Origin of the sequence: Thermobaculum terrenum ATCC BAA-798 (assembly GCF_000025005.1) — a bacterium.
GTDB classification, from domain to species: domain Bacteria; phylum Chloroflexota; class Chloroflexia; order Thermobaculales; family Thermobaculaceae; genus Thermobaculum; species Thermobaculum terrenum.
The window spans coordinates 1,044,877-1,064,094 of the sequence record NC_013525.1; the positions used below are offsets into that span (position 1 = coordinate 1,044,877).

Genomic DNA, 19,218 nt, shown 5'->3' on the forward strand with positions numbered 1-19,218 from the left:
AGCCTTTAAACGATTCTACTTTTGCTAAAAAGCATATCAGGAACCTCGCTTCCTGGGCAAGATGTAAACATGGTCGGGACGTGTGATATGATTTTAAGTGAAATAGTGTAACCTGAGAGTTGAATCCTTGGAACCGCTAGTTCTTGTACTTAATTACAACTATGAACCCCTAAACGTCTGTAATGCTAAGCGTGCCCTCGTGATGGTCTATAACGGTAAGGCCGAAGTTTTGGAGCTCAATGGACACATCATCCATACTCCATCTAGCAGTTACAGGTGTCCTTCGGTAATTAGGCTATCTCACCTGGTGAAGCGCCCAAGGCCAAGACTTCGACTTACTAGGAAAGAGGTGTTTGCGCGCGATAATTACACGTGCCAATATTGCGGTAAGCACACCAGGGATTTAACTTTGGATCATGTTATACCTAGATCTAGAGGTGGAAGGCATACCTGGACTAACTTGGTAAGTGCTTGCAGAGCCTGCAATCATCGTAAGGGTGGTAAGAGCCCCGAGGAGGCTAGAATGAGGCTTCTGAACGAGCCAAAAGAGCCTCGTGTTAGCCCTTACTATATACTCCTACAGAAAATACAGCATAGTGTAAACGAAGAGTGGCTTAAGTACCTACCTTCAGGTTGGTAGTACTGATATCCTTATTGATTAGGTTCTTCTCCTTTGCTTGCCAAATCTCTAAGAGATTCTTTTTGCTTGTGAGGTGATATTGGTGCTGGATCTTAGACTTATAAGAGAGCATCCGGATATAGTCAAGGCGGGTCTCAAGCGTAGAGGCTCAGATGCTCCTATCGATGAGGTGATTGCTCTTGACTCCAGAAGGAGGAAAATACTTACAGAGGTTGAGGGACTTAGATCCGAACGCAACAAGGTATCGAAGCAAATCCCTAGGATAAGTGATAAGACCGAGAGAGAATCTCTTATATCTCGGATGCGTCAGGTAGGAAATCAAATTGAGTCTCTGGAAAGTGAGCTGCGTGAGGTCGAGTCCAAGCTACATACATTGTTACTACAGATACCCAACATTCCCGATCCTGAAGTCCCCGACGGTAAGGATGAAAGCGATAACGTAGTCGTACGTCAGCACGGGGAGCCTAGGGAGCTACCATTTGATGCTAGGCCTCATTGGGAGATAGGCGAGAGGCTTGGGATCATAGATTTTGCTCAGGGGCAGAAGATCAGTGGATCACGTTTCTATGTACTTCATGGAGACGGAGCCAGGTTACAAAGGGCTCTCATAACTTGGATGTTGGATCTGCGTAGGCAAGAGGGATACAAGGAGGTTTATCCTCCCGCAATAGTAAAAGAAGAGACTTTATGGGCATCGGCTCACTTACCTGATTTCGAGGATACGATGTATCATGACGTCGAAGACGACGTGTGGTTTATTCCTACTGCAGAAGCTCCTCTGACCGGGATCCACATGAACGAGATAATACCGGTAGAGTCTCTCCCCATTAGGTATGCTGCTTACACACCCTGCTTCAGAAGGGAGAAGATGAGCGCAGGCAAGGACGTGAGGGGTATCAAGAGAGGGCACCAGTTTGACAAGGTGGAGATGTACCACTATACCCTCCCTGAGGACTCTCCAAAACACTTGGAAGAGCTTGTGAAGCATGCCGAGGATACTGCCATCAAGCTCGGGCTTACCTGTAGGGTCGTAGAGCTCTGTACTGGAGACCTAGGATTTAAGTCGCGCAGGACTTTTGATATAGAGGTTTGGTCACCTGGTGTAAGGGAGTGGCTTGAGGTTAGCTCTTGCTCCAATGTAGGGGATTTTCAGGCTAGAAGGGCGGGTATTCGCTTCAAGAGGACTCCTAAGTCTGAGACAGAATACGTGCATACACTGAATGGGTCTGGGCTAGCACTTCCAAGAGTGATGATCGCCATTCTCGAGAACTATCAGCAGCCGGATGGATCAGTGGTTATACCTGAAGTTCTAAGGCCATACATGGGAGGACAAGAGGTCATTAAGAGCTGACCTACCTCCACATTTAGCGTGTGGTTTTGTTAAGATTATTGGGTGTGGAGAGGTGGCAGAGTGGTTTAATGCGGCTGTCTTGAAAACAGCTGGGCGATGAGCCCCGGGGGTTCGAATCCCTCCCTCTCCGCCAAAGTACCTTTGACTGATCTGTATCAAGTTTGTTAGCATATAAGCTGTGTGGAGGAGTCGCATAGTGGTCTAGTGCGGCCGCCTGCTAAGCGGTTTCGGGGGTTGATGCCTCCGACGAGGGTTCGAATCCCTCCTCCTCCGCCTTATTAGCGTCCGAAGCCATTTCGGACGCTATTTTTTGCTCATCAACATCTTCTTCTCTGACTAATCTGAATGGATCTCCAGTAAGGTAAGTCGGGTTCTTGCCCTCTACAACCCTTCGAAGCAAGATCGCGAAATCTCTACCTACCTTAGGCCATGCCATCTCCTTGCCATACTCGTAGGCTCTTCTCTCTAATTCTGCCTTTTCTTCAGGATGGTCAAGTATATAGTTGATTGCGTTGGCCAGACTTTCTGCACTTCTGAATTCCGCTAGTATACCTCTATGTTCTGCAAGGGCCTCTGTAGCATGTATATAGGGGGTACTTACTATGGCCTTTCCAGATCCTAATGCGTAGGTAAGTGTGCCGCTTGTTATCTGGTTTCTATCTAGATACGGAGTGACATAGACATCCGCAGCCAGTAGATAGTCTACGATTTCCTTCTGCTCGAGATAGTGGTTGACGAAAGCGACGTGTTTGGACACACCAAGATCTTCTGCTAGCTTTTGCAACTGATTACGATAGCTTTCACCTAGAGTTCTTCTAAGATCTGGGTGAGTTTCTCCCACTATTAGATAAAGGACGTCAGGATGCTTCTTTATTATCATTGGAAGTGCTTGGATAACGTATTCAAGTCCTTTGCCTGGACTGAGCAGGCCGAAAGTTAGTATGATGGTTCTGTCCGATACGCCTAGCTGAGCCTTGAGCCTACGCCTGCCTGAAGGCTGTATCTCCGGCATACCATGTGGTATATAGACTATCTTCTCAGCTGGGACTCCGTAGTCCTCGACCAGCATGAGTGCTCCGACCTTGACCATAGCTACTACTGCTTGGCTCTTATCGGCAGCATTTCGAATAGCAGCTCTTACTGATGGATGTGGATGAGGCAGTATGGTGTGCAGTGTAGTTACTACTGGCTTCCTGATGTGATCTAAAAATAATGCTAGATAATCTTCACGTAGGTATTGGTCCCACACGCCAAATCGACCAAATTCGTGCTGTACACTGACAACATCTATCTGCTGTTTGTTGAGAAACTCAGCAGCTTCAGCATAAGTCTCTGGTCGGCCTTGATCTATACGGAATATCACCTCTCTCGGGTACCGGTGCAGTCCTCCAGGCTCGTTTATAGCTACTACCTTGAAGTCCTTTATGCCTGGAGCCTTACATACAGCCTGGGCAAGGTCCCTGGTGAAAGTAGCTATCCCACATTGTCTTGGGGGATAACTGCTTACAAAGGCGACGGTGATATCTTTCTCCCTTGTTTTAGTGTTCCCAGATCTCATGTTGACCTCTTACTCTCTAGGAGTGAAATAAGTGATGCTCGATAACGTAGAAGTCTTATAGCATCATATTGGATTACGTTCAATGTAGATACAAATGGGCTTCTGTCTACATGATAGTAAAAACCATAAAATTCAGGGACATCTAAACCGACCAGCAGCACACTCTGATTGGAGTTGCCCCTAACCGAAAAGTTTCGGGTTAGGGGCAACTCCGCAACATTAGGCTCGACTAGCTTCCAACTGAAACCTGGGTAGTATCTCTTCTGAGAACTCAATCAATCTCTCTATCTCATAAGCTACCCTAGGAATATAGATAATGAAGTAGTTTATGCCTGCGTCTATGAGCTCCTGAGCCCTTTCTACGAACTGTTCTGGAGTGACTACCCAGAAGCTCTTAGCATACTCTTCTAAGGGTTGATCTCCTCTAGCCTTAGCTGTTGCGGCCTCTGCGTCCTTTTCACTTTCAATTAGATGTACGTTAACACTTGTGGACTTGATGATCTCGTCGTAGTTCCTACCCAGTTCCTCACAGTGCTGCTTGAGAACCTCCAGCTTCTGACGGACTACATCCACGTTACCGCCACCTACATTGCAGGCGTTGCCGTACTGGGCCACCAGGCGGAGGGTGACCTTCTCTCCTCCACCTCCTATCCAGAAGGAGGGATGGGGCTTGCGCACTCCCTTGGGCTCGTTGATGGGACGATCTATCTGGTAGTACTTACCCTCAAACTGGGGGTAGTCCTGGGTCCACATGGCATGGATGATGGCACAAGCCTCCCTGAACATGCCCATTCTGACCCTGGTTTCAGGGAAGCCATAGCCATAGGCCCGCCACTCATGCTCGTACCAGCCAGCTCCCAGGCCGAAGTAGAGTCTGCCATGGGAGGCGACATCGACGGTGGAGGCCATCTTGGCCAGGAGTGCAGGGTTGCGGTAGCCGTTGCAGGTGACCATCTGGCCTATGTTGACTCGGTGGGTGTCCCTGGCCAGGGCAGCAGTGATGGTCCAGCACTCAAAGGTGGTGTTGAGGGTGGGGGAGGGGACGGTGTGGAAGTGGTCGTAGACCCAGATGGAGTCCCAGCCTGGGATGGAGTCGGCTGTTTTGGCTACGTTGGTCATGGCTTCGTACTGCTCTATAGGGTCTCTTATCTCCACCAGGTCCATCCTCCATCCCTGCGGCACAAATACCCCAAATTTTATTCCTCCGTTCTCAGGCATTCTGTCTAGATCCTCCTTTCGTTTCTCAATCTAGATAGCAATTATTGAACCAGTACATATATCATTTTTCAGGTGGCAGCTTTTCTTTACTCCTATTACGCCATAATAGTATGGAACCTATGTATTCATCCACATATTCTCGAGTCAATAACACAGCTAGGATCTCCGCGGAGGCTACGAGTTGTGCGATTACTGTTGCGTAGAACAATGTTTTACTATATTCCGGAAAAAGAAAGGTGTGTATCAGGAATATATAGCCTATGACTACAGCCGCCCTTGTCGAGTAAAGGTGTAAGTTACCTATTCTCCTGAATCTTATCCATCCTACTGAAATTACAATGAGATAAACAACTATCACTAATATATAAAGCAAAGTGTTATCCCTAAATACCTGGGGTTTGAGAATTAGAAGCCATATAACCGTTGAGGTAAGTAGTAAATTATCAGATAAAGAGTCTATTCTTGCGCCCTCTTTTGTAACCTGGTTCAGACGTCTGGCTAACTGTCCATCGAGAGCATCCGTCAGGCCAGCTAATATAAGACCCAACGCAACGAGTTTTGAGTATCCTAATAGAGCTATTATCCACAGGATAGGTACCAGCAGTAGTCGGAAAAGAGCTAATAAGTTGGGAACGGTGGCATAATATTTTTCTATATGTTTCATAAAACTAGATTTACTAGATGTCTTCGAGCTCATTATACTTTTTGGCCTTTGGTAATTGGTTAGTACTTTTTTATTTACCGGTCATTTTATTCCCAGGAGATTAGCTAATTTCTCCGAAAGCCTGCTGAGTATTATGCCAGTGCCTGCTCCTATAAGGACATCACTTGGGTAGTGAAACCCTAGGTATATTCTTGAAAAGCCTACCAATGCAGCAAATCCATAGAAAAGTTTTCTGAACTTTTTGTGCTTCCTTGCAAATAAATCTGCCCCTACAAAGGCTAAGGTTGAGTGACCACTGGGAAATGACCAGCTGTTGGGTTTACGACCTACCACCATAGCTCTAATAAGTTTTATATAGGGCCTACGCCTCCTGAACCTTTTCTTGATTATCTGCTCTACTAGGAGGTCTGTGGAAGCTATGGTTGCTAATACTCGCACAGAGAATTTATAGTCTTTTGTTCTCCTGAATGTGATTACATCTGCTACGACCCAACATAAACCGTGCTGACAGAAGGTTGAAATCATAGACATGATTTTTCTGGACATATAGGTATGTGGTAGGTGATTAATGGCTATGAAGAGGATTGTGTCAAATGTTTGCCAAGGCTTAAGTTTCTTGGAAAGAGACTTAATTATGCCTATGGTTTCCTCTGTCGAGACAGGGTACGTATGGATCTCTTTCGAAGAATAAGCATAATCTCTGTTTTCGTACAATAGTAGTCTCTCTCCTAGAAGGATCATGTTAAGAGGTTTGAAATAATCCAACCAATCTCAATGTTATAATGATTGGCAAGAGAAATGCTAACTATCTCAAGGTCAATTGTAAACGGAGGTTGTATTTTGGCTACTCAAGTTCATCCAATAGAAGTGACGGACGAGAATTTTGAGGAGAAGATCCTGAAGTCTGAGATCCCAGCCATTGTTGACTTCTGGGCTCCTTGGTGTGGTCCATGCCGCATGATGGCTCCTATTTTTGAAGAGTTGGCTGGCCAGTATGCAGGCAGAGTGCTCTTCGCAAAGCTTAATGTGGATGACAATATGCAGACGCCGAGCGCTTTTGGTACCTACAGCATCCCTACCCTCATTATCTTCAAGGAAGGGCAGGAAGTACAACGGCTGGTTGGATTTACGACTAAAGATAAGCTGTCTGCTGTCATCGACTCGGTGCTATAGTGTAATAGCTAGTAGCTTATGTATGGCCGGGCTATTGCCTGGCCATATTCTGCTTAACATCAGGAGGATGCAGACATGATAGCTCGCGATGAGTTCGCAAAACAGGAAGACATAGAAGCAATCTTGAAGTATCACACGATGGCTATAGTAGGGCTATCTCCTGATCCTTTCAGGCCTAGTCATGTGGTAGCTTCGTACCTGAAGAGGCATGGATATAGAATAGTGCCTGTAAACCCCTACGTAGAAATGGTCTTGGGGGAAAAGGCATATCCGGACCTCGCTAGCATTCCATTTCCGGTCGATGTGGTAGTTATATTCCGCAGGTCAGATGCTGCAGGTAAGGTTGTGGATGAGGCTATTCAGAAGGGAGTAAAAGCTGTCTGGATGCAAGAGGGAGTTATAGATGACCTAGCCGCACTAAGAGCTCGTAGAGCTGGCATACGGGTTGTAATGGATAGGTGCATACTAAAGGAGCATGCCTATCTGGCTCATCAGCCTATACCTGTGTCTTATGAGTCATCTTCAGAGGATTAGTTCTTAGGGAACAGCTATCTCGACTATCCGTCCGTCTGTCGTGCTGCAGTTCACTAACTGCAGCTTATCTCCTCTGACCACTAGCTTTTCGCAAGTGTAATCTGTCTTTATGTAGGATTTACTGTTATTGACCGGTGTCTCTATGCTTACTTTGAGTATCCTGGGTGAGTCGTCGAAATAAATCCTCTCTCTCACTTCTTTGTTATCGTATCCTGGGAATATTCTTGTCCAACAAGATGCTTTGCCCTGCTCATATGCTGAGATAAATCTTTGCTTAGCCTCTTGGTCTGTATTTACCCCTGGCATTGTGTTAGTAATGCCCGCATCCGGTAATCCCATGTCTTTGCAGCTTGCCATGCCATTGCTATCCCTACTAGTAAACGGTAAACTGCACGCGGCTACCAACATAATAATAAGCGTTGCGGTTACAACTTTTGATGCTAATACAACTATTGACTTGGACAGCATTTTGGGAACAAATCCTTTCCATTCTCCAGCCATTTTCAAATTTTCACTTCTCCATGGAGCTATCTTTGATGTTATGATACCGAGTGTTAGAACATGAGCAAGGAGTGGTCGCATGGCAGATTATACCCCTAAGAAGAGCGATAAATTTACCTTTGGGCTATGGACCGTAGGTAATATAGGGCGAGATCCCTTTGGTGATCCTGTAAGAACGCCCATGACCCCGGAGCATATAGTACATAAGCTCAGTGAGCTCGGGGCATATGGCGTGAACTTTCATGATAACGACCTAGTGCCGTTTGGAGCGTCGGCACAGGAGAGAGATAGGATAGTCAAAAGCTTCAAGAAGGCCTTGGAAGATACCGGTATGGTGGTTCCTATGGCTACCACCAATCTTTTCACGCACCCTATATTCAAAGATGGTGCTTTTACTTCTTCAGATGCCAAGGTCAGAGCATTTGCTCTACAAAAGACCATGCAGGCTATAGATCTAGGAGCCGAGCTAGGGGCGACTACTTATGTCTTCTGGGGAGGAAGAGAAGGATCCGAGACCGATGCCTACAGAAACCCTGTAGATGCTATCAAGCGGTTTAGAGAGGCTATTAACTATTTGTGTGACTATGTGATCGATCAGGGCTATAACATGCGTTTTGCACTGGAACCTAAACCTAATGAACCCAGAGGAGATATTTATTTCCCCACAGTAGGACATATGCTACATTTTATCTCCACTTTGGATCATCCCGAGATGGTCGGTCTAAACCCAGAGTTTGCTCATGAGACCATGGCTGGTTTGAACTTCGTACATGCAGTGGCTGAAGCTATAGAGGCTGGTAAGCTATTTCACATAGATCTGAATGATCAAATAATTGGGAGATATGATCAAGATTTCAGATTCGCCTCTGAAAATCCCAAGCGAGCATTCTTCTTGGTGAAGCTACTTGAGGACAGCGGTTACGATGGCCCCAGACACTTTGACGCCCACGCCTACAGGACCGAGGATGAAGAAGGTGTTTGGGCTTTTGCCAGGGGATGCATGCGGTCTTATCTGATATTGAAGGAGAAGGCGCAGAAGTTCAACAAAGATGCCGAAATTCAAGGACTGCTAGCTGAGATCAGAGCTGAAGATGAAAACTATCAGGGGCCAAGTGCTTCAGACGGCTACTCTAGGGAGCATGCGCAGCAGGTAAAGGATTATAAATTTGACGTCACTGCACTATCGCAGCGTGGAAGGAAATATGAGGAGCTGGATCAGCTAGTAATGGAGCTGTTGCTCGGAGTAAGATAACACTTGCGTGGTTCCCTTTCTGGGCGTAGTTCTCTACGCCCAGAAAGGATTATTTGACTACTGTTATCCCAAGGTCATCTATACCCTGCAGCAAGTATCTTTCTACAGTTCCGTTGTATATGTATTCTGGTATATATGGTTGCCCTATTAGTTCAGAGAACTCTAATGCCTTATCCTTTATCATCTTGATAGCTCCCAAGGCCAACCTAAGCAAGGCTTCCATGATCTTGCGTGTATCATCTACGGGTATTAGCCCAAGGCATATCATCATATCGTTCTGATAATTTTCAGGAGTAACTGGCAGGCTTAGGGCGAGTTTCAGCGCATCCATTTTGTTCTTAGCTGCTATTTCAGGATTGAGAGGTTTAAGTATACCCGGTAGGTACTTAGCTGCCTCCATAGCCGACCATCTGACGCCTATGTCGTCTCGATGCAACCAGGCGTTCTTGGCTTTGCTGACGTACTCAAGGAAGTCTTCTACTTCCATACCGGGAGCAGGATGATTGATCTTTCCATAGTAGAAAAGGTATTCATAGTTGGGCCTTACCCATAGCACTCTGTAGTGCTCTTCTGCAGGAAGGAACATGCTCCAATCTGCAGGCTGTTCGTGCTCCATCTGCCAGTCCTGTAGGCTTTGAGCTCCCATGGATATGTGCGTGAGCTGATTATGATCGTTTTCCAGGAAAAGAGTCCGGTAGGAGCATTTAGGAGTTTGGATTGTAACAGTGGTTATATCTACATCGCTGAAGTTCTGAGCTTCCCCTCTGGCCCTGCTACCTGCTAATAGCACTGCGACAGCTTCTGGCTCTTCATCAAGTGCCCAACTAACTACCACTTGTAACATATTTTCTTCCGATTCAGTCCTGTGAATCATAAATTCTCCTTCTATTCAGTAGCCAATATGTATAAGCATGTTTGATGTACAATAGCTCTCGGTAGGAGGTCGCATTATGGTCAATTACTACAAGTATATGGCAGGCCAAGGTGTTATCGAGGATGCCAAGGCAGTTCCAGTAGAGGTTCCGCTTACTTTCTACATAAATGGAAACCAGTGGGTGACTCTTATGGCCACCCCAACCAAGCTAAATTTTCTGGCCATAGGCTTCCTCTATACATCTGGAATCATAGGTAGCCTTGACGACCTTTTGTACCTTAGAGTGTGCGAAGAAGATAGTGTCATAGAAGTAATGCTCACTATTCCCGAACAAGACCTAGTCCAACTGTTGTCTAAGCCTAGATCTATCACCTCTGGCTGTGGAGGCGGGGTATCCTTTGCTATCCTCGATGAGTACAGTATGCCAATAAGTCAAAGTAAATTGAGGCCAGAAGATGTAATTAGTGTAATGCATAATCTACATCTCGCTTCGGAAAATTATCGTGAGACAGGAGGTATACATACTTGTGCCCTGTCTCAGAAAGATGACTTGCTAGTAGTTGCTGAGGATGTTGGCAGACATAACGCTGTTGACAAGATAGTCGGTGAAGCCTTGTGGAAAGGGATTGATGTGAGGGATAAATGGCTTATCTCAAGTGGGAGGATCTCATCCGAGATGGCTCTCAAAGCGGCTCGATTGGGATGTCCTGTTATTATATCTCACACATCGCCGACTTCTCTGGCTATAGAAGTGTGTAACAGGATAGGCATAACCCTGATAGGTTATGCTAGAGGTAATAAGTTCAATATATATTCCGGTTTCGATAATCTAATTTTGGAAGAAAAGTACTTGGAGAAGAGAGGGGCAGTTGGTTAGATACACACGCGAAGAAGTTGAGAATATCTTAGTGAAGCATAAATTAGCTGGGGCTGGACTAGCCCATTCGCGCGAGAATAATATCGATCATATATATAAGCTTGTGAAAGGTGACCCAGGGGTTACCTTAGGGATAGAACTGATACATCAGGCTATAGATAAAGGAAAGCTGAAGCCTCAGGATGTATTGGATACAATAGCTTCATGGACCGGTTGCCCAACGAATATAGAGCATTTATCTGGCCAAGGGTATATAGCTCCCTCTTCTACATACAAGGCTCTGCTGTCTGCAAGCACGGTCATAAGGCGAGCTATTGAGATGAGGTCTACTTTCATATTTGCTACCGGGCATCCGGCCAATATGCTGAGTCTCTATTCGAAGCTTGCTGACTACGTGAGCCGGCGGGGTTGTAGGATCATTGATTTCATCCCCGAGAATATATCCTATGAGGGGCTGAAATTATCATTACATGATAGAGTTTATGTTGCCTCCGTGAATGGTAATCCTGTACATACTCATGACTATCACCTAATGGAAGAGCTCTTATCTAAGGTAGATATTCCGGACATAGCGATCGCCGATCATGGATTCGCTGGTGCAGCAGTTAACCACGGTATAGAGACTATATGTGTAATGGATACCAATGATCCAGGAGTTGCGGTAGCAGAAAAACTGGGAGCACCGATGATAGTTGTGCCTTTCAATGATAGCGCTCCATCTGCTGATGTTGACGCTGTTTTCCCAATAATAATCAGCATGGTAGAAGCCTCGGAGCAGTGACATTGTCTACAAGATATGGACGATACGAAGTCAAGCGTAAGATAGGGACGGGGGGAGTAGCTACCGTCTATCTTGCTACAGATACATTGCTGGGCCGCTCTGTCGCTATCAAGGTTTTAAATCCTGATGTGGATCCTGGTCTCAAGCGCAGATTCTTAAGTGAAGCTCGCGCTGTGGCTGTGCTGAACCATCCCAACATAGTTGATGTCTACGATGTGGGCGAAGAAGATGGTACACCTTTCATTGTTATGGAATATGTTGATGGTCAAAGCTTAAAGGAGTTTATAAAGAACCAGGGGAGACTGCCCTTAGAAAGAGCGAAAGCTATAGTTTCGCAGGTTGCTGATGCCCTTTCCTATGCGCACAAGAATAAGATAATACACTGTGATGTTAAGCCTCAGAACATACTCATTAGCAAAGATGGAAGGGCTAAGCTAGTCGACTTTGGCATCGCTCAGGCTCAGATAGATAGTACTCAGACCAGTTCAGGCAGGGCGTATGGTACCCCGCTGTATATGGCACCTGAACAGCTACTTGGAGACAAGGTTGACGAGCGTACTGATATATACAGTCTGGGGCTTGTGCTTTGGGAATGTATTACGGGTACTCCTCCTCAGAGATCACAGGTTTGGGAGCCTGTTCGATTAGATCAGGGCAAAGTTAGGTTGCCTCCTGAGGTTTTAAGAATAATCAAGAAGGCTACATCGCAGTTACCAGAAGATAGATATCAGAGTGTAGATGCGTTTCTTAGGGATCTACAGAATCTGTCTCCTCGATCGGCGGCAGCTTTCTCACAGGAGAGCACTGTAACGATTCCAACAGGCTTTGTACCAAAGAATGGAATCACTAATAGACGAAGACGGAGAATACGCGCTCTTCCCATTGCATTGTTGTTGGTAATGCTAATAATAGCGGTTACTTTGTGGAGATGGCCTGATGTCTACTCCCTAGGGAGAGGATTAAGCTCTGGAGCATTAACCTCATCAGATGTGAAAGTAACTGTCCCCTCATTCGTGGGAATGAGTCTGAGATCCGCAAGGCAGCTTGCACAACGGAGTGATATTCAATTACGCGTCAGGTACGAAGATGGAAGAGCAGGATCGGTAGTTGTATCTCAGTCACCCCCTCCAGGCGAAAAAGTCGACAAAGGTAGCTATGTTACGGTGGTTCTCTCATCCCAGAAAGGCACTAGCGAAAATGCTCCATCTGGGAGCCCCACGCCTAATATAGAACCTGTGCCCGGTAAGATATTCGGACAACTACTAGCCACAAACAACGTTCATGTTAAGACGACAGTCGATGGGGATACAAATGAGTTTGATTTACTCCCCGGTGAGTATCGGCAGCTAGAGGCCAATACATATCTTAGGATAGAAGCTAATCCTGCTCGAGACTTGATGGTTACTATTACCACTGCTTCAGGGAAGCGAAGTGGTAATTTACTTGATTTAGCCTCCCAGCTAAGTGGGGAGTCTATAGCTGGGCCATCGGCATGGATCTCCTTTGGTTCTGAAAACGACACTAATAATGAACAATCAATTAGCCCCTCGAAACAGAGCCCTATTGTGCAAGTTGAACAGAAAGGGAGTAAAAATTCTAAAGATTTGCCCAAACCCCCGAAGCCACCTAAGCCAGAAAAAGAGGGGCCAAAGAGATAGAATCTAGTGACAAATCCTAAGGAGGATACAAATATGGATTATAGATCTTTAGCGGATGACATAGCGACCTGGATAAAATCTAAGGTCGATGAGGCAGGGGCTAAGGGTATAGCACTTAATCTATCAGGGGGTATAGATTCTGCAACCGTAGCAGGTCTAGCCGTCAAGGCTGTTGGTCCCGATAAAGTACACACGCTAATTCTGCCTATACATAGTAACCCTCAGGATGAGGAGCACGCTCGCCTGGTTGCTGAAAAGTTTGGACTTACTCCTCAGAAAATAGATCTATCCCCAGTCTTTGACCTGCTTATACAGACTTTGCCTGAAGGATCTGATTTGGCAAAGGCGAATTTGAAGCCAAGGTTGAGAATGATAACTATATACTACATTGCTAATACTAATAACCTCTTGGTAGTTGGTACTGGCAACAAGACCGAGATAATGGTGGGTTATTACACTAAATATGGTGATGGTGGCGTAGATATACTCCCCATAGGAGGGCTTTACAAGAAGGATGTTCGAGAATTGGCTAAGGTGCTCGGGGTTCCCGAGGAGATAATAGCCAAACCTCCTAGCGCAGGTCTTTGGCCCGGGCAGACGGATGAAGGGGAAATGGGGATTACCTATGAGCAGTTAGATAGAGCTTTAGAGGCCCTGGAGAAAGGAGAGAGAGACGGTATTCCTGAGGATGTGTTCTCGATGGTGCAGTCTATGGTGCGCAGGTCGTCTCACAAGAGAGAGCTTCCTGCTATCTACTCTCCGGTAACATCTTAGTTGCAAACAGTACCTAGGAGCCTTATAATCCGTGAACGCAGATGGTTATTTGATGGAGGTCCTAGGGAGAGATATATGAAGCTTTGGTGTCTACAAGAGAACTTAAGTAGAGGACTGTCAGTTGTAAGTAGAGCAGTTAGCCCTCGTGCTACTCTCCCCATACTAGGTAACATACTTTTGGCCACCGAAGGCGGTAGGCTGAAGCTCCAGGCAACCAACCTAGAGCTTGTCATAACTACTTGGGTAGGGGCAGATATAGAGAGAGAAGGTGTAACGACCGTCCCCGCTAGGCTGTTCACCGAATTTATATCTAGCCTCCCTAATGAGAAGGTTCTTCTTGAACTAAATGAAGGGCACAAGCTACATGTAGCTGCTGGACACTCTGCTGCTGATATCCATGGTATGGACCCTGAAGATTTTCCAACGGTACCTTCGGCATCTGAAGAGCCTACTTTGAGGATAGATGCTGAAGTGCTTAAGGGCATGATAGAGCAGGTGGTTTTTGCTGCAGCCACTGACGATAGTCGTCCTGTGTTAGCGGGAGTCTTATTCAAGATCGATGGGGATAAGCTTACTCTAGCAGCAGCTGATGGATTTCGTCTTTCTGTTAAGGAGCAGAGCATAAATAGCTCCGCTGAGAGCGTGAACGTGATAGTCCCTGCTAAGGCTTTGGATGCACTATCTCGACTTATTGGAGATCACGAAGAGCAAGTAGAGATCACTATTAACCCGAATAAATCACAAATAGTTTTTCAGGCCGAGAATATAAATGTCATATCTAGATTGATAGATGGTAATTTCCCTAACTACTCGCAGATAATTCCTAAGCAGTATGTTACCCGGACAGTAGTACACACCAAGGAGTTTAGGGAAGCCATAACCAGAGCTCTTATCTTCGGAAGAGATAGCTCTAATGCTGTCAAACTTACCATATCTCCTGGGGATGAGGGTGATACCGGAAAGATAGTCGTAAGTGCTACTGCGGCCGAGGTGGGATCGGGTAGCGATTCGCTAGAGGCAACTGTCGAAGGTGAGGGCGGACAGATCGCATTCAATGGCAGATACTTGACCGATGTATTGTCTGTGATCGAGTCGGATCAAGTCGCGCTGGAAACACAATCTCCAAACTCACCTGGGGTTATTCGTCCAGTGGGCAATGGTAGCTATACTCATGTCATCATGCCGATGCATCTGGTCGGAAGGTAATAGGGAGTAGGAGGTATCATTAACCTCCTACTCTCTACATGAATCCGTACGGTATATTCCTTCTTGGATCCAAGATAGGGTAGGTGCGGCTTTTGAGTATTGATTCTACTCTATGCCAGAAAGCCTCTATCTCCAGGGGAGTCAAAAGTTCCTTTAGCTGCTCATTGAGTTCTTCTACTTTAGATTTGTCCGATGCCTTCGATTCAAGCTCGGTAAGGATATCCTCTGGTATAGGTTCGCCACAGAACTCCCATATAACTGTCCTCAATTTTGGCCTGGGATGAAAGGTAAGACCGTGATCAATTGCCCAGACATTATGGTTTTTGCCCCGGAAAACGTGAGCAGGCTTTCTATCGGCATTGTTGACTATAATGTCAAACAAAACCAACCTTTGTAATTGTGGGATATCCTCAGCTCTTAAGCTATAGATGTGCGGCTCAGTCTCTGGTTCCACGTATATCTGCAGCGTGCCAATGCCCTTTGGACCGGTACGAATCACCGTCTGTGGGATAAGGTTCCAGCCTAGCCATCTGCTCGTGATGTAAGAAGCGTACTCTCGCAGATAAAGAGTACCGTCCGGGAAGTCGATAAGTGGGGCTTCTCCAATTCTTGGCTTATATACCGCTCTATGTTTCAGGCTTCCCAGGGATACTTGGACGAAGTAGGTGTAATTGGAGCCCCAAGGAGCTAGAGCTCCTCCCTTAATCTCTCCGTGCTTCAGTAGTTGTTCTATCTCTGCTTCTGTTAGCTGGGAGTCTTCAGAGCGCTCTCTTTCCATAGACCTCTCCCATGGATGCGCTCTATGTGCTCTTCTTCTATACCTGGTGAAAAATTCATGGTCCATTTGGAGCTCCGTGTTGGAGTATACCCGTAGGTTAATACGCGATCAAGTTGAAAGATATTCCTGTTATAGCTCTCAATCGGCCTTAAATTACTAGTGAGGAGTTATATGAAGCCCGTCTATTTTGCTTTGCAGCCTGTTTAGCCTCTTTCGTAATCTTCGGAGATTAGTATGCAGGCAACAATCGGAGGCAGCTATAGTTATGGCTGTTTGTACCATTTCTAGCGCTTTATAGTAGTTTCTCTCTTCGTGCTCGTAGTGCTTGGCCAGCTCCTCTAATATCAGTGCTGATTTGTTGTCAGAATGCAAAGCAATGTTGTGGAGTGCCACTATCAAGTCACTCTTTTGCGCCATGCCTCTTATGATAGAGCTGAGCCTTCGGCAGATATCCAGCTGTATGTGCCTGGGCAGTGTATAAGATAGGGAGTAGTTATATACAATCAGGGCTTTTTCATATTCGCCGTTAGATTCATATATTTTCCCTAAGCTGTATGCATCCAAAGGATACAAGGATTGAAGCTTATAACCGTTGTTGTATAACTGACATGCTAATAAAGTGATACCAGTTAGTGCCAAGAGGTCGTACTTATTATGATCTAATATCAAGTCGATAATCTCAGGGTTTCCTTGTAGTAGATAGAGGGCATACATTTCCGGAATCAGCTTGCTAGGCAGATCATCTACCCTCACGACTCCTAAAAGTTCTCTCTCTAAGTTGGCTAGCCTGCAACTAATTAACCTCTCCTTCCATAACCTTCTAGCTGGGTAAAGCATATCTGCGTGCCTATGTATGCTTACAGCTATAGCCTTCCAATCTAAGGCCAACTCAGAACACCTGAACTCTAGCATTGGTAAATCGAACATCTTGCCATTGAAAGACAGTATCGTTGAAAAATTGGTCATAGAATTTAGCAGATAAGCTAACATGTCCCTTTCATAATCAGGATGCTCGATAGATAACTGCTGCACGATTATATTTCCGTCTCGAAAGTGGGCACTACCAACTGCAATAATGTAGGTCTCGGACGAATGGTAGAGCCCGGTTGTTTCCAAGTCTAGGAGCAAGAGGTCATCTAGAGAGGTGTTGAATAGCGATTGGTCGCTGCAGAGCGCACCTAGCGAGCTTAGGTCGGTGTTGAATAGCTCACTAAGGTCGCTTGATCCGTATGGACAAGGTGCTGAGTAAACAGTAGACCTTAGGTAAACACCTTCCCCAAGAATTTGTATCTTCTCCTCTTTGGGAGACAACATACTAGTTGTCCTTTCAACCTGACAAGATAAGAATTTCTCAAGAATTAATTCTTCCTTCTGGATAGTGCCTAGTGGGAAGAATTATACTGTATCCTTAGTGTAATACTCTATTACTTCTTATTGATAAAGATAAGTGATCATGTTGCAAGTATATCCTTGTCTAAGAGAATGTAGACTGACTGACGTATATACAGACTTATGGCTGCCTATTGATGAGCCATATGTCTACATGAATATGGTAACGACAGTTGATGGCAGAGCCACCATAGACGGTAAAGCATATCCTATCGGTGATGATGCTGATCATTATCTGATGCGTAGACTAAGGTCGTTTGCAGACGCTGTAATAGTCGGAGCTGGGACGGCTCGCAACGAACGTGTATCTGTAGATATACCTGAAGATATGCAGCATGAGAGGGTAGCTGCGGGCAAATCTGCTAATCCACGCCTTGTTATAGTCTCCGGCCAGGGCGAGGTAAAGCTATATAAATCTCTCATGGAGTTGGGCAAAGAAAATCTTATCATCTTTGGAAGCAATAAGTCGCTGCTGGATCTTTCTGATTATGCTTCTGTACACGTTAGTAGTCATCCATATCCTAAGCCTGAAGAGGTGATATCCACCCTACGGAACCAGTACGGACTTACCAGGCTGCTTTTGGAAGGGGGGCCCAAGCTCAATGCGGCTTTTATTGAATCTGGCTCTGTAAATGAGCTCTTCTGGACCATAGCTCCAAAGGTTATAGGCAAAGAAGGACTTCCGATGGTTATGCCGACTTCCAACTTGCCAGTTAAGACTCAACTGCAATTGGTTAGCCTTTATGTTAGTGATAGCGAGATCTTTACTAGGTATAAATTTGTTGAATGATTTGATCATGTTATTTTATGTAACGAAGTTGATGTATAAACGTTCTTAATCATAGGTGAGATAGAAAGTTGTATTTTTCTGTAAACTAGTTTTGTCTCCTACAGTGCAAGGGGATGTGTAGATCATACTAGGGGTTTTGCCGTATGGAAAATAAAGCGATTAATCAGGCTTACATGCAACCCAAGGTGGTTGTAATAGGTGGTGGTACAGGTGTATATGTGGCCCTAATGGGGCTCAAGCATTATACTCAAAACCTTACTGCTATCGTAACTATGGCCGATAGTGGGGGAAGCACTGGCAGACTTAGAGACGAGTTCGGTCACCTCCCTCCGGGAGATCTTAGAAAGGCATTAGTTGCCTTGGCAGCGGACGATGAAGCAACGCTGATGCTTCGTCGATTATTTGAGTATAGATTTGAAAAAGGCAATGGTTTAAGTGGCCATACGTTCGGTAATCTGTTCTTGACAGCTCTTACTGAGATCACTGGCAGTACCGACAGAGCTGTTGAAGAAGCAGCCAATATTCTAAACGTCAGGGGAAAGGTTGTACCTGTTACATTAACAGATACCCATCTGGTGGCAGTCACAGCGAGCGGTAATGTGATCAAGGGCGAAACAAATATAGATATAAGGAGGGATGACCCAGAGGATCCTATAGATAAGGTATATTTGGATCCGCCTGCAGAAGCCAATCAGAAAGCGATTCAAGCAATAGAGGACGCTGATGTTATAGTCATAGGACCTGGAGATTTGTTCTCCTCGGTTATACCAAACCTATTGGTTGATGGTATTCCTGAGGCAATTGGGAGAAGCAGAGCGATCAAGATATTTGTAGTCAACATAATGACTAAGCATGGTGAAACCGATGGCTACAAAGCCTCTGATTTCATAAGACAGGTTCTAAGATATCTCAGAGGGCATTCTGGTCTAGACTACGCGATAATCAACTATCATGAGCACATACCCTCAGATGTGCTTCAGAGGTATGCAGAGCAGAAGTCTGTGCCCGTAAGTATAGACCTTGCAGAGTGCCATCAGCTAGTGCCCAAACTTATTGTAAGACCTCTTACTAAGACAGGCGCTTACGTAAGGCATGATCCTCAGCTTTTGGCTGAGGCTGTGATGGATGTATATGCTCAAGTGTCTTCTCCAACGTCTTCTGAAGTTGATAAGCAGTCAGTGACCGTTAGTCAGTAACTAC

Annotated in this window: 19 protein-coding genes, 2 tRNA genes, 1 pseudogene and 1 other annotated feature (1 of these 23 only partly in view); of the genes and pseudogenes, 14 read left to right on the forward strand and 8 right to left on the reverse strand. The window is 45.6% G+C overall.

The window, feature by feature from the left end; translation table 11 throughout:
* Nucleotides 1-9, reverse strand: a binding site (T-box leader); it reaches 243 nt to the left of the window's first position.
* Nucleotides 10-202: 193 nt separating this feature from the next.
* From TTER_RS04935 to TTER_RS04950, 4 genes are all read left to right on the forward strand, one after another.
* Nucleotides 203-640 (forward strand): HNH endonuclease, encoded by a 438-nt coding sequence (locus TTER_RS04935; protein ID WP_148211951.1) that lies wholly within the window; start codon nucleotides 203-205, stop codon nucleotides 638-640.
* Between the two features lie 82 nt (nucleotides 641-722).
* Nucleotides 723-1,991, forward strand: a complete 1,269-nt coding sequence (gene serS, locus TTER_RS04940) for a serine--tRNA ligase (RefSeq protein ID WP_041424736.1) — start codon at nucleotides 723-725, stop codon at nucleotides 1,989-1,991.
* A gap of 46 nt (nucleotides 1,992-2,037) precedes the next feature.
* Nucleotides 2,038-2,124: transfer RNA gene (locus TTER_RS04945), tRNA-Ser, on the forward strand.
* 49 nt (nucleotides 2,125-2,173) lie between these two features.
* Nucleotides 2,174-2,264: transfer RNA gene (locus TTER_RS04950), tRNA-Ser, on the forward strand.
* Nucleotides 2,265-2,451: 187 nt separating this feature from the next.
* Here the strand turns inward: TTER_RS04950 and TTER_RS16350 are convergent.
* The 4 genes and pseudogenes from TTER_RS16350 to TTER_RS14630 all read right to left on the reverse strand — a co-directional run.
* Nucleotides 2,452-3,549, reverse strand: a pseudogene (locus tag TTER_RS16350) (glycosyltransferase family 4 protein); the annotation flags it as partial.
* A 219-nt stretch (nucleotides 3,550-3,768) separates the two neighbouring features.
* Complete coding sequence (locus tag TTER_RS04960) at nucleotides 3,769-4,767, reverse strand: LLM class F420-dependent oxidoreductase (RefSeq protein ID WP_012874932.1); 999 nt, start codon at nucleotides 4,765-4,767, stop codon at nucleotides 3,769-3,771.
* 61 nt (nucleotides 4,768-4,828) lie between these two features.
* Nucleotides 4,829-5,431: a CDP-alcohol phosphatidyltransferase family protein gene (locus tag TTER_RS04965; protein WP_041424362.1), complete on the reverse strand. Its 603-nt coding sequence runs from the start codon at nucleotides 5,429-5,431 to the stop codon at nucleotides 4,829-4,831.
* Between the two features lie 81 nt (nucleotides 5,432-5,512).
* Nucleotides 5,513-6,145, reverse strand: coding sequence for a phosphatase PAP2 family protein (locus TTER_RS14630; RefSeq protein ID WP_049822958.1), 633 nt, complete (start codon nucleotides 6,143-6,145; stop codon nucleotides 5,513-5,515).
* A gap of 126 nt (nucleotides 6,146-6,271) precedes the next feature.
* Here TTER_RS14630 and trxA point away from each other — a divergent pair, with 126 nt between their 5' ends.
* Both trxA and TTER_RS04980 read left to right on the forward strand, forming a co-directional pair.
* Complete coding sequence (gene trxA / locus TTER_RS04975; protein WP_012874935.1) at nucleotides 6,272-6,604, forward strand: thioredoxin; 333 nt, start codon at nucleotides 6,272-6,274, stop codon at nucleotides 6,602-6,604.
* Nucleotides 6,605-6,679: 75 nt separating this feature from the next.
* On the forward strand, nucleotides 6,680-7,138 hold the full coding sequence (locus tag TTER_RS04980) for a CoA-binding protein (RefSeq protein WP_012874936.1): 459 nt from the start codon (nucleotides 6,680-6,682) through the stop codon (nucleotides 7,136-7,138).
* Between the two features lie 3 nt (nucleotides 7,139-7,141).
* On the opposite strand, the gene TTER_RS15570 is transcribed toward TTER_RS04980, so the two are convergent.
* Complete coding sequence (locus TTER_RS15570; RefSeq protein ID WP_148211890.1) at nucleotides 7,142-7,720, reverse strand: hypothetical protein; 579 nt, start codon at nucleotides 7,718-7,720, stop codon at nucleotides 7,142-7,144.
* On the opposite strand from TTER_RS15570, the gene xylA reads away from it, so the two are divergent.
* Complete coding sequence (gene xylA / locus TTER_RS04990; RefSeq protein WP_012874938.1) at nucleotides 7,719-8,891, forward strand: xylose isomerase; 1,173 nt, start codon at nucleotides 7,719-7,721, stop codon at nucleotides 8,889-8,891. The two genes, TTER_RS15570 and xylA, sit on opposite strands and share 2 nt — an antisense overlap.
* Nucleotides 8,892-8,940: 49 nt before the next feature.
* On the opposite strand, the gene TTER_RS04995 is transcribed toward xylA, so the two are convergent.
* Nucleotides 8,941-9,765: an aminoglycoside 6-adenylyltransferase gene (locus tag TTER_RS04995; RefSeq protein ID WP_012874939.1), complete on the reverse strand. Its 825-nt coding sequence runs from the start codon at nucleotides 9,763-9,765 to the stop codon at nucleotides 8,941-8,943.
* A 76-nt stretch (nucleotides 9,766-9,841) separates the two neighbouring features.
* On the opposite strand from TTER_RS04995, the gene fdhD reads away from it, so the two are divergent.
* The 5 genes from fdhD (at nucleotide 9,842) to dnaN (ending at nucleotide 15,061) form a co-directional block, all read left to right on the forward strand.
* Entirely contained in the window at nucleotides 9,842-10,642 is an 801-nt protein-coding gene (gene fdhD / locus TTER_RS05000) for a formate dehydrogenase accessory sulfurtransferase FdhD (RefSeq protein WP_012874940.1), read from the forward strand.
* Nucleotides 10,635-11,423 carry a phosphatase gene (locus TTER_RS05005; protein WP_012874941.1) on the forward strand — a complete coding sequence of 263 codons (789 nt, stop codon included), beginning with the start codon at nucleotides 10,635-10,637 and terminating at the stop codon, nucleotides 11,421-11,423. Before fdhD ends, TTER_RS05005 begins: the two co-directional genes overlap by 8 nt.
* A gap of 2 nt (nucleotides 11,424-11,425) precedes the next feature.
* The gene (locus TTER_RS14635; RefSeq protein ID WP_012874942.1) at nucleotides 11,426-13,081 is read left to right on the forward strand and encodes a protein kinase domain-containing protein; all 1,656 of its coding nucleotides are present in this window, start codon (nucleotides 11,426-11,428) and stop codon (nucleotides 13,079-13,081) included.
* A 33-nt stretch (nucleotides 13,082-13,114) separates the two neighbouring features.
* Nucleotides 13,115-13,855 carry an NAD+ synthase gene (locus TTER_RS05015; protein WP_012874943.1) on the forward strand — a complete coding sequence of 247 codons (741 nt, stop codon included), beginning with the start codon at nucleotides 13,115-13,117 and terminating at the stop codon, nucleotides 13,853-13,855.
* 75 nt (nucleotides 13,856-13,930) lie between these two features.
* A complete protein-coding gene (gene dnaN, locus TTER_RS05020; protein ID WP_012874944.1) occupies nucleotides 13,931-15,061 on the forward strand; it encodes a DNA polymerase III subunit beta in 1,131 nt (376 codons plus the stop codon).
* A gap of 34 nt (nucleotides 15,062-15,095) precedes the next feature.
* Here dnaN and TTER_RS05025 read toward each other — a convergent pair whose 3' ends face one another.
* Together TTER_RS05025 and TTER_RS05030 are read right to left on the reverse strand one after the other, a co-directional pair.
* Nucleotides 15,096-15,839, reverse strand: coding sequence for an SCO1664 family protein (locus TTER_RS05025; RefSeq protein ID WP_012874945.1), 744 nt, complete (start codon nucleotides 15,837-15,839; stop codon nucleotides 15,096-15,098).
* 156 nt (nucleotides 15,840-15,995) lie between these two features.
* A complete protein-coding gene (locus TTER_RS05030) occupies nucleotides 15,996-17,153 on the reverse strand; it encodes a ribonuclease H-like domain-containing protein (protein ID WP_012874946.1) in 1,158 nt (385 codons plus the stop codon).
* A 229-nt stretch (nucleotides 17,154-17,382) separates the two neighbouring features.
* On the opposite strand from TTER_RS05030, the gene TTER_RS05035 reads away from it, so the two are divergent.
* Nucleotides 17,383-18,018 (forward strand): RibD family protein, encoded by a 636-nt coding sequence (locus TTER_RS05035; protein WP_041424364.1) that lies wholly within the window; start codon nucleotides 17,383-17,385, stop codon nucleotides 18,016-18,018.
* Between the two features lie 143 nt (nucleotides 18,019-18,161).
* Nucleotides 18,162-19,214, forward strand: coding sequence for a gluconeogenesis factor YvcK family protein (locus tag TTER_RS05040; protein ID WP_012874948.1), 1,053 nt, complete (start codon nucleotides 18,162-18,164; stop codon nucleotides 19,212-19,214).
* Nucleotides 19,215-19,218 lie beyond the last annotated feature (4 nt).